Raw genomic sequence first — 14,596 nt, forward strand, 5'->3', positions numbered from 1 at the left:
CGGACATTTTCCGGTCCGGACGGAGCCCGTTATGACACTGATGCCCGATGATGAACCGGAGCTGAGTCTGCCTGCGGCGGTCATTCCCCCTGGTGAGGATTTTCTCCCGGCATTGTCCGGGCAGGACGCACCGGTCAGTCCGGCCCGGGCCTATCTGCTGTCCCTCAACTCCCCCCGCAGCCGGCAGACCATGGCCTCGTTCCTGGGTATTGTCGCCGGCATGCTCGGCGCCACGTCCATGGATGCCTGCAGCTGGGGAAGCCTGCGCCGCCATCACGTGATGGCCGTGACCGAGCTGCTGCGCGACACCGGCCGGGCCACGGCCACCGTCAACACCTATCTTTCGGCCCTCAAGGGGGTGGCGAAGGAAGCGTGGATGCTCAGGCTGATGGACGTTGAGAGCTTCCAGCACATCCGCGCGGTGCGTAACCTGCGCGGCAGCCGCCTCCCGCGAGGCAGGGCCCTGCCGCCGGAGGAGATCCGCACGCTGTTTGGGGCCTGCGAAGCAGATAAATCCAGTATCGGGGTGCGTGATGCGGCGATGCTGGCCGTCATCCTCGGCTGCGGCCTGCGCCGCTCGGAGGCGGTGGGGCTGGATTTCAGTGACGTTGTCACGCATGATCGGGCACTCAGGGTGCTGGGCAAGGGCAACAAGGAACGGCTGGCCTACATGCCTGCCGGGACCTGGCAGCGCCTGCAGATGTGGACAGATCAGGTCCGGGGTGAGCATCCTGGCCCCCTTTTCACGCGTATCCGCCGGTTTGATACCCTGACCAACGACCGGCTGACCGACCAGGCGGTATACCATGTCCTGCAGGTGCGTCAGCGCCAGGCCGGGATCGCCAAATGCGCACCGCACGACTTACGCCGCACCTTTGCCACGGCCATGCTGGATAATGGTGAGGATTTAATCACGGTGAAGGATGCGATGGGCCACGCCAGCGTCACCACCACCCAGCAGTACGATCGCCGCGGGGAAGCACGCCTCCGTACGGCGCGCGACCGTCTGGATCTGATATGAACTTAACAAGGTATCAAGATGTTAAGTTAACAAGATGCCAGGTTATGATGCTCGCAGGCTGCGCAATTTTCTGGAATGGTGCCGCAGCGGAACTTCCGTTAAAGTAGGTCTGCCGGCTATCCTGCTTCCCCTTCTGAACCGGGGTGGTTTGGATATGCGGGATGGCCGGTCCTTTTCGTTCTCTTGCCGGGTACCATACCAGATGTAGTTTTGAGGGTTATGAAGCGTGAAAATCTTCTGCAACTTCAGAAAAGTAGCTGAGTAACCGGGTATCACTTGCTGGCATACGTTCATGAGCCGGTGTTATCAGCCCCATCAGCAGAAAACGGCTGCTATCCCACATGTGTTCTGTGTAAATGAGATAGTGATCTGAGGTACGGTTGTAATTCTCTTGTCTGGCACTCCAGGTTAACTGGAAATGCAGGTTAACGTGAATATGCTGGACGTTAGCATCGACAGCGAATGGCGGGAAATCAAAAGGGGCGTCCCTTCCAAGAAGATTCGACGGTGCGCCAGTTGATTTATACGTGATGAACTCTGCTAGTAACTGGCTCTCCAGTTCAGGGTAAACGGCAAACGTGGGCTTGAAAAACGTATCCCACGTGACATGGCTGTACTCAGCCGTTAACGCCATTTAGCCGCAGCCCTGTTTCCTGAATCCAGCAGGTGATTTATGGCCTGGAGGTTGATTCCAGAGTCACGCACTTCTGACGTTCGTGTAATTTGATCAATCAGACTAAGGTAGTTTTTGGTCGCAATACTGACCATTTTAATGGCCTTAAAGAACGCAAACTCAACAGAATTCCTGTCATACGACTGAACAATGTTTTTTTCCGGCAGCATCAGAACAAATGACTCTGCGATACCTGCGACATGGATAGTATGATTTCTGATGTCGCTGGCGACTTTGATAGCGCCGGAGAAATCGCTATCTGCATACCGGGCCAGCTCGATGCGACTTGAGCGTAATTCTTCAGCCACGTCATTGAGAGCAACAGTGAGCTCGCTGATATCGGTTTTGTTGACTCTGGAGCCCATTTCGTAAACCCGTTCAACAATCGTAGGCTGACACGCAACCGCTTTGGGTTGCGGCTGGAAACTGGCAAGAACCAGTGCCACTGCGGCCTGCAGGTGCTGGATTTTGAATTTCACGACGGGCTCCATAATCATCACCTCTCGACGAGGCGCTACATTTTACTACTGAACTTAACTATATGCTAAAAAAAGTTGGTTGCATATGTGGCTGGCACAGCAAACAGGAAATTGAGATCCTCTATCTGGACGTGGCTTTCCGGATTGCTACCTGAAGCCTGTCAGCGGTAACGGCTTCCGGGAATACCGTGATGGTGTCGGGAGTCGCCCCGCTAACGGGCATGACGATGATCCCCGGCGTTCCGGTGAGTCCCAGCGCCTCTGCCAGGTTACTGTTTTTCTCAAGGGACGCGGTATGGTCGCCAGGAGCCGGGGCGGCCAGTCCCGCCTTTGACGCTGCCCCGTGAATATCCTCCACCGTCAGTTTGCCTTCATTATGGCCGGTGGCGTAGATGGCATTGTGATAGGTGACATAGGCCTGCGGCCCTTTCTTTTGCCAGACCGTCAGCCCCTGCTGCGCTGCCTGAAGTGAGGCTTCCCGGCGACCAGCAAAAATTGGCCACTCCTTAAAGAGGTAGCGGACGTCCGGCTGCGCTTTCATAACTTTCTCCAGCTCCGGCGCGAAGCGGTTGCAGAACACGCACTGGTAATCAAAGAATTCAATCACCGCGACTTTTGCATTTTCAGGCCCGTAAGCCGGGGTGTCCGGATCATGCAGAAGGTTCGCCTGATTCTCCATCACGCTGAGTGCAAACATTTTCTGCTTACGTACCTCCTGCTGTTCCTGCAGCTTATGACTGACCGTCACCAGAATCTCCGGGTGGGACACCAGATAGTCGGCAGCGATTTCACCGATACGAGCCTCCTGCTCCGGGCTGAATAAGGGCTGAGGGGCTGAAGCGTGTGCCGTTGCAATAAAGCCAATGTATGTTGTAACTAATGATGTTGTTAATTTATGTCTTTTCATTGCCTGATTCTCATTGTTAAAAGGGGGATTAACGTTCTTTCTGAATGGTACGGGTGAGGGTCTGTTCTTCACGCTCCGGCATGCGGCCGCGTTCAGTATTTTCTGCAGCCCTGAGCATGTCGCGCTCAGCGTTTGCCAGATCTGCAATCACACGCGATGCCCGCGACAGTTCACCGGATGCCTTGTCAGCACCTTCCAGCTCGCTCCTGACACCTGCCGCGGCTTTCATTTCCTGTCCACCGGTGTTTTCCTCACTTCTCACCCTGGCGATCACATCCGCATCCGGGGTGAGTGGTTCCGGTTTACGCGGGTTAATGTCTTCCGGTTTCAGTCTGATCACTTCTTCCTGCGGAACGTCTGCCGGCAACGGTTCCGGCTGTCTGCTCCGCCCGGCTTCTTCATTGCGAATCTGCTCTGCCAGCATCTGCTCGCGCAGCTGCTGTACGCTCTGCCCGTCCGTCAGCGTGGAGACAGTTCCCGGTGAGACGTCCTGTTGTGTCCCGCCGCTCACCTTAAGCAGCCATGCTGAAGGGGGTTCATCGCCGGTCTGCCAGACCACGCCGTCCTTCGGGTGATGTCGTACTGCATCGAGCGCGGCCGCCAGGTCACTGACCACAATCGTGTTGCCGGACTGGCTTCGCTGCAGTACCGCACCACGGGCACGTTCTGTCATGACCATCCGGGTCTCCCCCTGTGTCATCCGCCCTTCCGGGCTGGCAATCAGGGAAACCAGGGCCAGGCCCGCACTCCTGCCGTTGTTGTCATACACCGGCAGCGCCAGCGCCGGTTCGGGAAAGCGCCGGGTGGCCGGGATGATTTTTGCCGTCAGTGACGCGTCCTGCATGCCCTGATGGCGCACCCAGGCGCGGCCAATGGCCGTTTTATTCACCGGCTGTCCCATTGCCCAGATGGCTTTCGCCTGTTTACGCTGCGTTTCTGGCGCCAGCGCATCGTGCGCCGTTTTGATATCCCGCTCCGGCGTTTTTACCGCATTAACCCAGTCCGCCTTCCCGTCGGTATAAATCTGGACATGCTCCTTCACACGCGAGGCAGAAATGTAGAAGGCGCGACGGGAGGCAAGTGCCTTACGCCCGCCTTCCGTGCCCTCAAGCGCAATGACATAATCGCTACTGGCCCCCTGAGCACCGTACCCGGTGACAGCCCAGCCGTAGTCAATATGCTGCTGCGCCCTGACGGCGTGAGGATTGATGGTGATGCGGCCGTTCTCCCCCTTCAGACGGATATTGCCCGTTTTGCTGACCGACTCGACCGTATAGCGCTGGCTGGCCATCTGTCCCTGCTCCTTGTCTGTCGCCGTGAACTTCAGCAGATCGCCGGCACGGACTTCCCTCTCGCTGCGGCGAAACAGCTGCACGTCGCCGGTGATGAGTTGCTTCGGGGAATACAGTCCAATCTTCCCCTCCTCATCGCGTACCGTGACCGTACTGCCGTTGCGGTCAACGGCCAGCACGTCCTGGTAGCGATCGCCGCGTTTAACCACCATCCCGGCTTCCCAGGCATCGGTTTTATTGAACTCATGACGGGTGTGGGTGATTTTATCGAGCACCGGCACCGTAATGGCCTTCTCCCCCAGCTCTCCCCGGGCAGCCAGCACAGCATGAATGCCGGCATTTACCGCACGACGGTCAGCGTTCAGCTGGGTGATAATGAGGGTACGGGACCGCGCCTCCGGCGTCCGGTCCGTCCAGTCAGCCACGATGTCGTTAACGGGCGTCTCCGTTTCCTGAATGGCACTCCCCGGCAGCGTGGCTGAAGCGCTACGCGCCACACGGTCAGCCGGCTGGGTTTCAATGCGCTGCAGGGCCGCATCGATCCGGTTATCAATGATGTCGTGAACGGCGCCGCGCAGCTGCAGGTCTTTCTGGCGGACGATTTGCTTCATAATGGCCACATCCATCGGGCTTCGCTCCTGCATCAGCTTAAACGGCGCGCCCACGTCGACCGCTTCAAACTGGTCGATATCTCCCATTGAGACCGCGCGACCGCCGCCACTGGCAATAGCCTGGAACAGTGCCGCCGTATCCTGGTTGCCTGCCATTGATGACTCATCGATAAGAAACACCTGTCCTTTATAGTCAGGCTTCTCGCCTGCGGCCGTCGCCTGGTCATGCTCAACGACAAAGGATTTGATGGTCTGCGCCCGGACACCGACGTCGCTCATTTCTTTCACCGCCTGGTGCGTAGGAGCAAGCCCCGTCATCACCGGACGAACGTCCGCCGGCAGGGTCTCCAGTGCAGATATCACCGCCTTCAGCTGCGTGGTTTGCCGTACACAAAAAAGATACGGTAGTTACGCAGGTAGAGCGGATATTCACGTTCGTTGGCCAGACCGTGGAGCGCGGAGCGCTGCCAGAAAGCGCGGGTGATTTTGTTGAGGTGCTCAGCCATCCCGCCTTTCCACATATCATTACTCACGCCGCGATCGATACGCTCTCCGACACATTTGCTTGCGACCAGAATAACGGTGACAGGCGTCTGGCGTGGCAGCTTCTTGCGGAGCATGTCATCGAGCGCGGCCATCACCTGCTCGTTCGCGCCGGGAAGCGGGGCCGCTTCCATAATGAAACCTGCGGAGCCGGCATTGACGAAAATCTCATTCGTATCGTCGTAATACCGGTACGGCAGCGCGGCGACCAGAGAGGGATAGTCCCAGGTCTGGGAGAGATTGTTGCGGGCCGTGGCGGCTCCGTCTTCCTGCTTCCCGTTTTTCAGCATATCCATCAGGCTGTCAACAAAACTCATTTTCGACCCTCCGCTGCGGCCCGGATTAACTCCAGGCGACGCATCTTCTCTTCGTTCATTTGCCCGGCGTGCAGCGCGTCACCGGCTGTTTTCATCTGCCAGTCACAGCTCACACTCAGAACGGCCAGCGTTTCATCGTCGGTATCGACTGACGGTGTGGCGGTGATTTGCATCGTTCCTTTCCGTGAATGGACTAGCGGATCGAGACCACCGTTACTGTTGATGTCGAGGCTGTTCATTCACCCCCCTCCCCGATAACGCGGTAGCTCTCATCCCAGTGGGATTTGTTTTTCACGAACTCAACCACAGCCGGCTGATGGAAGTTGTCGTCCGTGTCCACCCAGGGGGCAATCCACAGGCGCTGCGTGGCATCAGGAATACGCTGAACCGGAACGCGGCCCGCCGTGTTAACCGGTACAGGTGCCACATGACTGGTCGTGGTCAGCGGCGTGACCAGTGAGCCGGACGCTTTCACCGGCGCAGTGTTCAGCGGCTTAGCGGCGGCAGTTCCGGTTGCTGCGACGGAGACAGGACGGAACGGATTCACGACCGGTGCCGAATTGCGCAGTGCCGGCAGGGTTTCACCCGCAGGCTTTTTTGCGGTTTTATCTGCCGTCAGGTCATCCAGACTTTTACCCTGAGCGGCCAGCTTGTTGGCTTCACCGGTGGTCAGGCACTGGTCGGTCGCGGTCTTGTTGCAGTCGAAATCAGAATTGAGACCGGCGCAGCCGGTCAGTGCGCTGCACAGCAGTGCAGCACCCAGTAGTTTTTTCATGGGGTAACTCCGGTTGGAATTTGAGGGTTATATGTACAAGGGGGGAGTGACTTGTGGCTTACACGAAAATTTCTCGCATGACATTGAGCATTACCTGCAGACCGAAGCTGCACAGTACGCAGGTAAAAAACCAGTCCATCGACAGAAAATGCAGATTCATTTGAATGAAACCATAGACGATGATTGAAACAGACGCGCTGAGCCAGGGCGCGAGAGCCCCTGCAATCATCATCCATGCTTTATCAGTATCGCCATAAGCTGCAGCACTGGACGCGATGATGGCCACGCTTATGAGCAGAAAGATTCGCCATGTGGAAAAATCATCGTCACCGATTCCCTTCAGGTTCAGAATCGCCCATACCGTCATTTCAGTCGCATAAATAAGCACTAAAAAGACGACGTGGCGGTAGTCATACAGGATTTTGAGTAATGAAGAATGTGTCCTGATTGAAGGCATAGACACTCCAGTAAAAAGAACTTCAAGGTTGTAATGATGAGGTGATACAAACCGGTGAGAGTAATCAGCTATCCGAGTACCGCTTTGCTGTTCACTCGCTCCCGGACTCTTTCTCACGGTCTGGACTGTTGTTGAGAAATTTCAGGTCAGGTTTCTTTTCTGGCCAGGCGCTCATCGCTTCCAGCTGATACCAGTTTCTGACGTTGCTGGCCGTCAGCCCCTCTGTTTCAGCCTGACGCTTCAGGTGCTCCCAGGCAGGAAGGTTCAGGGGTTCATAAGCAGACAGCATCCTGTCGAATACCTCCTCCCAGCTTTCGTTGTAGCGGGGGACAATTCGCCTGCATATCCATTGAGTCAGAAATAGCCAGACAATCAGGATACCCAGCAGTGACAGCTGGATAAAGGCCATATCAGCCACCATCGGATCGATATCTGTGCAGGTGGCATACAGCTGTTCTGAGGGGTTATATCCCGCCTCAGCCATCCAGTATGCAAAGGCAATCACCATACCGCCGCTACCACAGGTAGGCTCATCTAGCGTCATCCAACCCTCACGCTTTATCGTCTCCTGAGCGCCGGGCATGAGTAGTCCGGCCATCAGGCGGGAGATGGAGGACGGAGAGAAATACTGCCCCATTTCGTCCGCGCCCAGCTCATGCTCCATATACAGTGCGCCCAGAAAATCATGCATTTCACCCGCCAGCCCCTCCACCAACAGGCAGAACAGCTGTCTCATGGCGTCTAAATCGTCCGGCTGATACCGCCCGCAGATTCGTCGGCTGTTTTCGATGCTTTCTGGCGAGCGTATGCTCGCTATATCAAGACCGCTGGCGGCCAGGGTGATAAAGTCGCGGAACACTTCGGAACGGCGCATATATTTCGCGGTTTGACGGAACACACTGGCGAACTGCTTACGCGCCTCAACTGGGGACTGCACCCGGACAGGAGCGGAAGCCCGCGGCTTCGGATCAGCCTGGTCTGCCAGGAACAGGGATTCAAAACTCAGTTGTGACATGGTTTCACCTTACCGGCCGCCCGCAGGCGGCCGCCTCCTGTTAAGCCAGTCCAAGCGCCGGATAGACGCTGACAGCCAGACCACAGTCAGCCTCGGCGGCGTAGCCCGTTTCGGCATTTACCACGGACAGAAACTGCTGCCACTGTGAGAAGCGCAGCGCGGGGACGCGTGCGCGTTTTCCGGCGCGGAGGGCATTTACAAATGCCTTCGCCTGTGCGACAGTTTGCGGGTCAAATTTCACGATCAATCTCCTTACTTTGGTTGTGATTGCCGGTTCACCGTTCCAGCGGCTACCCGGCGTTGAGAAAGCAGGGGCAACCCTGCTTTTTTAATGCGCGGAATTCAGCGGCGCATCGAGACAAAAACGTGCGATCACGTCGCCAATCAGCTCACGGTGATGGCGGGTGTGCAGGTCATGGCACTCAAAGAAACGCGCGCCGTACCGGACAAAAATTGCGGTCACATCCCCGCCCGTAAACTCCATTGATTTGAACGACTCCCCGCCAACCCCCCTGCACCAGTCCACTGGCGGCAGTATTTCCAGCTGGTCGATATACCGGGCCTCGGTGATTTCCGCCCAGGGACGGCGATAGCCGTCATTCTGCTTTTCCTGTACCAGAGTCGCGGGGATCAGCTCCGCATCCGGATAGAGACGGCGAAGGGATTCCAGCGTTTTCGCTTCACGCTGAGTCACCCACTGCCCGTCCAGTTGTGTTGCGCAGTCATAAACGGCGTTATGAGACGGAACAAAAAAGGCCATTGGTGCAGCGGTCGGGGTGTTAACGCTCATGTTTCTGGCTCCTGTCTGATGAGGTTCCGTGCGGCGGCTGCCGCACGGGGTGAATCGGATTTAAATGTCGATACCTTCGCGCTCGATCAGGCGCACAAACTGTTTGAAGTGGTCAGCTTCAGCCACATGGATATGGCGGAACTGTTTATCGACGCCGCTGCTGAGGGCGTAGAAATAGGTGCAGCGCATTGTTTCGGGGCAGCGTCTGCGCAGTTTCTTCAGCTCTGCAAGGCTGCTGAACTCCAGAACGTCCGATTCCTCCTCAGAGTTTTTTTTCGTCTCAGCGACGAGGATCGTGTACGACACGGTTTTTCCCCCTATCTTCCTGGAAGATTCGGGAGCGGCGGTTTTGACGTTGACGTTTCGTGTGTGCATCCTGGTTTTCTCCTGTGGTGATGGTTGTCCATCTCCCTGGTGAGTTCTCTCGCGGCAAAGGGCAAAGGAGCAACGGCGAAGGGAGGAAGGAAAGGGGCGGAGACAAAAGTTTTTGCGGCACGCAAAAAGTTTTGGTGGAGTGCATTTCACCCCTTGGATGACGACCCGACGGTGCTACGACAAGCCCTCCGCGTGAGGACGCACGGGGGATGGCTTCACCGGGGGAACAGGATGCACACACCCGACACGTCGGAACGGCGTGGCGCCATTAAAGCGACGGCATCAGCCGGCGCGGTGAAGGCGTTCCGGACGGCACGGCCGGAGAAGCCGCAGCCTTTGACCTTAGCCATCAGCCCCTAGCGTCAGCCCGAAACCCGGAGGGGTTCGGCGGAGCCCGGCGGGTGCGCAGCGGCCGCCCTGGCGGAGTGGGGCTCGACGACCGGACAGCAGCGCTGGCCGGGAGCCGAAGGGGGCCATCGCCCTGCCCTGTTTTCGGGTTATGGCCACTGAGCTGCAGCTGAGAAAGTTAACCAGCAGGACGCCGGATATGACGCCCGGGATGAAGAACACAGAGAAAACCAGGCTGAAGCCAGGTACAGGCAGGTAACTCATGGCGCGCTGACTTCAGCAAAATCAGGCAGGAAAGACAGGAATGTGGACAAGGCGGAGGGAGCAGAGGGGCAGCGCCGAAGGCGCGTCCCCCTTCCCCCGTTCCCCGCAGGGGAACAGCCCTTCCCGGAAGTTCAGGCGTGCGGTCGCGTCAGGAAGGAAAAAGGGGCTGCCAGCGAACCGGCAACCCCTTCATAAAGGCGCTTCAGGCATATCAGGCCAACTCAGCTCCTGAAAAGGCGGGGTTTCCCCCGCCTCCAGGTTGCTACTTACCGTTGGATTCGTAAGCCAGGCTTGCCGCGACCTCCCTGTCCCCGTCCTTTAGCCGGAGTTCGCATAAGCGGTTCCGGGTCAGGCACGTGAATATCAAAAGCGTTATACACACGATTAATACGCACCAGATAAGGGCGTTTCGCGGCAGTTTCATGGTTTACTCCTCCTTGCAAATTGCACGGTAAGAGGCCATACTGGTGTTGACTAGACATACAGCGGGCCTCGTGGGTGTACTGACCCCAATAAGTTGGACAGATTAACCGAGGCATCAGAGAAAGAGTCCATTTAATATATGGGCTATTTTTTGTTTATGGCTATAACTCAATAACATTTTCCACAGTCGGATTATCCATCCCACCGCTTCCTTCCTTACGCCTTACAGTCTCATCAATAACCGTTCGTCATCTTCTTTCGTGAAGCATTTCTACTGAATTAACATTAGACGCGCCATCCGATTCTCGCTCGTATCGGTTTGAGCGTAATAGTCTTCGCGTTTATTGAGGGAGTTTAAGAAATAATGTCCGTTGCTGAGTTTGTGATGGTTTGAAACCATGGTGAATGTAGAAATTTTTAGCTTCTTCAGTGAGTGCGTGAACCATAATTGCACGTACACCAATATTCTCGGCAACCCGATAGCAACGAAGCACTGCATCATGAAGTAAATCAGCGCCAAGCCCTTTTCCGCGAAAAGAGAGATCGACTGCAAGACGGGCAAGTATGATGACAGGGATGGGATCTGGCATGTTACGCCGAAGATTGCCTGTCGCTTCTGTATGGTTGACGCTCCCGGTGGCCAGAGAGTAAAAACCGGATACTTGCTTTGTGTCTTTCTTACACACTACAAACGTTCTGGCCGCTCCGAGAGCCTGGTTTTTAAGGCCCTTCTGCTTTAACCAGTCATCGAGCACAGCCTCACCGCTGACGAACTCAGCCACCTGATGAAAAGCTGACAGAGGTTCTGGTGCTGTTACACGTCCCACTGAGGTTTCCTTGCCAGCAGTTTCTCGATAACGGGATCATCTGTAACGGGTGCATCAAGCATATCGATGAACTCCGCATATTGCTCATCGTTAAAGTTAAATACACGGCGGTCGAGGATCACATTCTCGGCAGCCTGACAGGCCATTTCCAGAATGAAATCTGTACGTGACTTGTGAAGGATTTCCGCAGCTGCATCAATAAGCGCCCGCTGCGATTCCTTGGCTCTAAGGTTAAGTTGAACATCTGATTTCATGAGACACCCCTGTATAGCATTTACTTTACAAGAATAGCATAACCATCACGTATAGCAAACGCTATACATCAAGTTGTGGTTTTCATTTTTTAAATACTGATTTCCGCTTTGTGCCAGAAGCGGACATTTATTCGCGTATCTAAACATGCCGGATGTTAGCTTCCTGATGATATGTAATGCTGGCTGGGGCCACTTTGCTGCTGACGCGGCATATATAATTGCCTTATTTACCGGATTCTGTTCGCCAGACCAGCTTATTTAGGGTCACAAAGCCTGTGATAAATGCAGACTTTTGTTGCTTCAGCCTATTTTGTAGGTAGACTGGTCTACCTACAAATGACCGAAAGAGGCTGATCATGACATCTTTATCTGCAGGTTCTGAAACCGCCTACGAAAAATTGCTCAGTGCTGCACGCGTCCTTTTTTACAATCATGGCATTAATGGCACGGGGATTGATGCCATTGTGAAACGAGCCGGCGTTGCTAAAAAAAGCCTGTACAACAACTTTGCATCCAAAGACGAACTGGTGGCGGCCTATCTCAGGGTTCGCCATGAAGAATGGCTTTCTTTATATAAAAACAGGCTGGAAGCTGCCATGACGCCCAGAGAGCGGGTAATGGCCGTTTTCTCTGCTTATGAAGACCATGCTGAATATGCCTATGAGAACGGTTTTCGCGGCTGCGGCCTGCTGAACGCGGCGGCAGAACTTCCCGCCGGGGCACCGGGCCGTCAGGCCGTTCGGGAGCACAAAGAGGAAGTGGAAGCGATCCTGGCTGCGCATCTGACTGAGCTGATGAACGGAAAGGCTGAAAGCGCACGCAGTATGGCAAGACATTTTGCCTTCCTGCTGGAAGGAAGCATTTCACGGGCCGGACTTGAAGGTAATAGTGACTGCGTGACGCAGGCCGGCAACATTGCCGAGCAGATGATGGAGGCGTACTGATGCTTTCTTCGGAAACACGCCTTGGCGGCAGGGCGGGTGTGCTTATCGCAGCTATTCTCTGGGGAACGACCGGCACAGCTGCGACTTATGCCCCCGGGCTCAGCCCACTGGCCGTAGGGGCGGTCGCTATGGGTATTGGTGGCCTGCTACAGGGGCTTATCGCTGCAGCTCCCATCATCCGCCAGCGCGTTCTGATAACTCGGAACTGGCATTTCCTGCTGACCGGAGCAGTGGCGGTGGCGGTTTACCCTCTCGCTTTTTATGCCTCAATGCGTTACGCCGGTGTTACGGTTGGCACGGTTATTACCATCGGCTCTGCACCAATCCTATCTGCCCTGATTGAATGCCGCCTTGACGGTCTCCGACTGACCAAGCGGTGGATGTGCGGAGCGGGCGTTGGCGTTGCGGGCATGGTTCTGCTCTGCCTGGCAGAAAGCAGCGAAAACAGTACCGCAAATGACCATGCTACGACGGGGGTTTTTCTGGGCCTGCTAGCCGGCTTCACCTATGCCTTTTACTCGTGGTCAGCGCGACGGTTAATGCAGGCCGGGGTGGCTTCCCGGGCCGCGATGGGCGTCACATTTGGTGCAGGCGGTATTCTGCTTTTGCCTGTACTGCTGATGACGGGAGCACCGCTCCTGATGGCATGGAACAACGCCGCCGTCGGTATTTATATGGCGCTGGTTCCGATGTTTCTGGGTTATGTCTGCTATGGCTACGGGCTTGCGCGCATTCCGGCCAGTATGGCAACCACGATCACTCTGCTGGAGCCGGTTATAGCCGCGCTGCTGGCCGTTGTGCTCGTTGGTGAAAGGCTGCCGCCTTACGGATGGGCAGGCGTCGGTCTGATAATTGCGTGTCTTGGGATCATTACCGTTCCGGCCGAAAAGTTACGTTTCAGTCTGTTCCTGCAACGAAAAGAAAATTTTGAAATCTCAGAAAGGAAAGAATTATGAAAGATAAAGCCTCATTTGACTCATTTTCGGCTCTCGATATGCGTGCCGGTACCATTATCAGAGTTGAGGAGAGTAAAACATCCAAGCCCACGTGGCGGATGACGATTGACCTTGGACCCGAGCTGGGAACCCGGGTGTCATGCGGAGCGTATACAAACTATGAAGCCGGAGAACTGCAGGGAACACAGGTAATCTGCATCATCAATCTGGGTACCATGAAGATGGGACCTGAAAAGTCAGAGGTGCTGGTACTTGGTGTGTCTGACGGTTCAGGCGGGACCATACCGCTGACAACAGAAAAGCGCGTCAGTAACGGTGAGTGCGTTTTCTGAAACCTGGCGACTTTATATGGCGGTGTGCTGAAGTTATAGATCACCGCTTTCCTTCAACCTCACCGACAGATAAAGCCAGATAGGGGTAAGAAAAGGCTTCCGTTAGCTTCGAGTAAATATGTCCGCTTTGTGCCAAAAGCAGGCATTTCTCCTTCGCAACCATTATGTATTAATCACTGGGGGTCAGGTCGTTTTCTATGAGGTCTATGCATTTTCTGAATGCCAGTTAAACGCAAACGTGATGACTGGTAAGAGAGTTACTGACGTAGCGGTGAATCATCAACGCTGGCGGGTCATTTGCAGGAGGAGCGTTTACTGTTCCAAACCAGACAGGATTAGCCGGGCAGACGGAGCCACAAATGTAGGCAGGTATGTCCGCAAATGTACCAGCTATTGGTCTATGGACATGGCCTGTAGAAATGGCGAGTAGTCTGGTCGGGGAGCGTCTTATCAAATCTTCCATCTCAGTTAGACCTCTGCACATAGTTTCGTCTAGCGTTGGTATGCCAGATGCAAATACATGATGGTGCAAAAACAGCAATGAAGGAGGGCTGTCTGCGTCGCTAAATTGATTATCCAACCATTCCAGATGGTCAGTCACACTGCCGTAATCCTTATAATTAACCGTCGAATCCAGACCAATCAGGCGAATGCCACCGGTATTATGAATTAAGTGCAGGGCTTCTCCTTGGGCATCGTGCGCCCATCTATTTTCATCCCAAACAGAACGCATCAGACTGCGGTCGTCTGAGTTACCCGGCAGGATATACGAAGGGTAATTTTGCTGATTCAGGCGGTCAGCTATCTGTACATAACCTTCCTGCCAATACCCATCCGTTAGATCACCTGTAAGTACCAGTACGTCCGGTTGCAGATGCGTAAGCCAATTTAATATCTGGTCGAACCGAAACAGATGATCATTCTCGGGTGAGGCGTGAATGTCTGAAACCTGCGCTATCAGCATAAAGGCCTCATACGATTATTGTGTGGGGA

18 protein-coding genes and 3 pseudogenes are annotated in these 14,596 nt (G+C 55.2%); 4 read left to right on the plus strand and 17 right to left on the minus strand.

What is annotated here, in order from left to right:
• Positions 1 to 31 precede the first annotated feature (31 nt).
• Positions 32 to 1,021 carry a tyrosine-type recombinase/integrase gene (locus QMG44_RS01770; protein WP_014172315.1) on the plus strand — a complete coding sequence of 330 codons (990 nt, stop codon included), beginning with the start codon at positions 32 to 34 and terminating at the stop codon, positions 1,019 to 1,021.
• 217 nt (positions 1,022 to 1,238) lie between these two features.
• Here QMG44_RS01770 and QMG44_RS01775 read toward each other — a convergent pair whose 3' ends face one another.
• From QMG44_RS01775 to QMG44_RS01850, 16 genes and pseudogenes are all read right to left on the minus strand, one after another.
• Positions 1,239 to 1,655 carry a type II toxin-antitoxin system YafO family toxin gene (locus QMG44_RS01775; RefSeq protein WP_014172317.1) on the minus strand — a complete coding sequence of 139 codons (417 nt, stop codon included), beginning with the start codon at positions 1,653 to 1,655 and terminating at the stop codon, positions 1,239 to 1,241.
• Positions 1,646 to 2,173 carry a hypothetical protein gene (locus QMG44_RS01780; RefSeq protein WP_230682133.1) on the minus strand — a complete coding sequence of 176 codons (528 nt, stop codon included), beginning with the start codon at positions 2,171 to 2,173 and terminating at the stop codon, positions 1,646 to 1,648. Before QMG44_RS01780 ends, QMG44_RS01775 begins: the two co-directional genes overlap by 10 nt.
• A 121-nt stretch (positions 2,174 to 2,294) precedes the next feature.
• Complete coding sequence (locus QMG44_RS01785) at positions 2,295 to 3,080, minus strand: DsbA family protein (RefSeq protein ID WP_045343960.1); 786 nt, start codon at positions 3,078 to 3,080, stop codon at positions 2,295 to 2,297.
• A gap of 28 nt (positions 3,081 to 3,108) precedes the next feature.
• Positions 3,109 to 5,373, minus strand: a pseudogene (locus tag QMG44_RS01790) (conjugative transfer relaxase/helicase TraI domain-containing protein); the annotation flags it as partial.
• A pseudogene (locus QMG44_RS01795) lies at positions 5,361 to 5,843 on the minus strand (TraC family protein); the annotation flags it as partial. The pseudogenes QMG44_RS01795 and QMG44_RS01790, both read right to left, overlap by 13 nt.
• Positions 5,840 to 6,082, minus strand: coding sequence for a hypothetical protein (locus tag QMG44_RS01800; RefSeq protein WP_047366164.1), 243 nt, complete (start codon positions 6,080 to 6,082; stop codon positions 5,840 to 5,842). The pseudogene QMG44_RS01795 and the gene QMG44_RS01800, both read right to left, overlap by 4 nt.
• Positions 6,079 to 6,618, minus strand: a complete 540-nt coding sequence (gene traV, locus QMG44_RS01805; protein ID WP_045409379.1) for a type IV conjugative transfer system lipoprotein TraV — start codon at positions 6,616 to 6,618, stop codon at positions 6,079 to 6,081. The genes QMG44_RS01800 and traV overlap by 4 nt, the downstream gene beginning before the upstream one ends.
• A gap of 58 nt (positions 6,619 to 6,676) precedes the next feature.
• A complete protein-coding gene (locus QMG44_RS01810; RefSeq protein WP_232969601.1) occupies positions 6,677 to 7,075 on the minus strand; it encodes a hypothetical protein in 399 nt (132 codons plus the stop codon).
• Positions 7,076 to 7,166: 91 nt separating this feature from the next.
• Positions 7,167 to 8,090, minus strand: a complete 924-nt coding sequence (locus QMG44_RS01815) for an N-6 DNA methylase (protein ID WP_281852988.1) — start codon at positions 8,088 to 8,090, stop codon at positions 7,167 to 7,169.
• Positions 8,091 to 8,130: 40 nt separating this feature from the next.
• The gene (locus tag QMG44_RS01820; RefSeq protein WP_032641245.1) at positions 8,131 to 8,331 is read right to left on the minus strand and encodes a hypothetical protein; all 201 of its coding nucleotides are present in this window, start codon (positions 8,329 to 8,331) and stop codon (positions 8,131 to 8,133) included.
• 87 nt (positions 8,332 to 8,418) lie between these two features.
• Positions 8,419 to 8,880 (minus strand): DUF1419 domain-containing protein, encoded by a 462-nt coding sequence (locus tag QMG44_RS01825; protein ID WP_126488723.1) that lies wholly within the window; start codon positions 8,878 to 8,880, stop codon positions 8,419 to 8,421.
• Between the two features lie 60 nt (positions 8,881 to 8,940).
• Entirely contained in the window at positions 8,941 to 9,255 is a 315-nt protein-coding gene (locus QMG44_RS01830; protein WP_032641243.1) for a hypothetical protein, read from the minus strand.
• 874 nt (positions 9,256 to 10,129) lie between these two features.
• Positions 10,130 to 10,252, minus strand: a complete 123-nt coding sequence (locus QMG44_RS01835) for a type I toxin-antitoxin system Hok family toxin (RefSeq protein WP_223256846.1) — start codon at positions 10,250 to 10,252, stop codon at positions 10,130 to 10,132.
• Positions 10,197 to 10,406 (minus strand): annotated as a pseudogene (locus QMG44_RS01840) (DUF5431 family protein); the annotation flags it as partial. The pseudogene QMG44_RS01840 and the gene QMG44_RS01835, both read right to left, overlap by 56 nt.
• A 225-nt stretch (positions 10,407 to 10,631) precedes the next feature.
• A complete protein-coding gene (locus QMG44_RS01845; protein ID WP_039025114.1) occupies positions 10,632 to 11,117 on the minus strand; it encodes a GNAT family N-acetyltransferase in 486 nt (161 codons plus the stop codon).
• The gene (locus tag QMG44_RS01850) at positions 11,105 to 11,371 is read right to left on the minus strand and encodes a DUF1778 domain-containing protein (protein WP_039025113.1); all 267 of its coding nucleotides are present in this window, start codon (positions 11,369 to 11,371) and stop codon (positions 11,105 to 11,107) included. Before QMG44_RS01850 ends, QMG44_RS01845 begins: the two co-directional genes overlap by 13 nt.
• A gap of 356 nt (positions 11,372 to 11,727) precedes the next feature.
• Between QMG44_RS01850 and QMG44_RS01855 the strand changes: the two genes are divergently transcribed.
• Genes QMG44_RS01855 through QMG44_RS01865 form a run of 3 tightly spaced genes read left to right on the plus strand, consistent with a single transcriptional unit; the run spans position 11,728 to position 13,603 of the window.
• The gene (locus tag QMG44_RS01855) at positions 11,728 to 12,315 is read left to right on the plus strand and encodes a TetR/AcrR family transcriptional regulator (RefSeq protein ID WP_119916886.1); all 588 of its coding nucleotides are present in this window, start codon (positions 11,728 to 11,730) and stop codon (positions 12,313 to 12,315) included.
• Entirely contained in the window at positions 12,315 to 13,271 is a 957-nt protein-coding gene (locus QMG44_RS01860) for a DMT family transporter (protein WP_126488721.1), read from the plus strand. Before QMG44_RS01855 ends, QMG44_RS01860 begins: the two co-directional genes overlap by 1 nt.
• Positions 13,268 to 13,603 (plus strand): protein secretion chaperonin CsaA, encoded by a 336-nt coding sequence (locus tag QMG44_RS01865; RefSeq protein ID WP_119916884.1) that lies wholly within the window; start codon positions 13,268 to 13,270, stop codon positions 13,601 to 13,603. The genes QMG44_RS01860 and QMG44_RS01865 overlap by 4 nt, the downstream gene beginning before the upstream one ends.
• A gap of 226 nt (positions 13,604 to 13,829) precedes the next feature.
• Here QMG44_RS01865 and QMG44_RS01870 read toward each other — a convergent pair whose 3' ends face one another.
• Complete coding sequence (locus QMG44_RS01870; RefSeq protein ID WP_025204744.1) at positions 13,830 to 14,567, minus strand: metallophosphoesterase; 738 nt, start codon at positions 14,565 to 14,567, stop codon at positions 13,830 to 13,832.
• Positions 14,568 to 14,596 lie beyond the last annotated feature (29 nt).

The sequence above is a fragment of the Enterobacter sp. 200527-13 genome (assembly GCF_027924865.1).
GTDB lineage: Bacteria > Pseudomonadota > Gammaproteobacteria > Enterobacterales > Enterobacteriaceae > Enterobacter > Enterobacter ludwigii.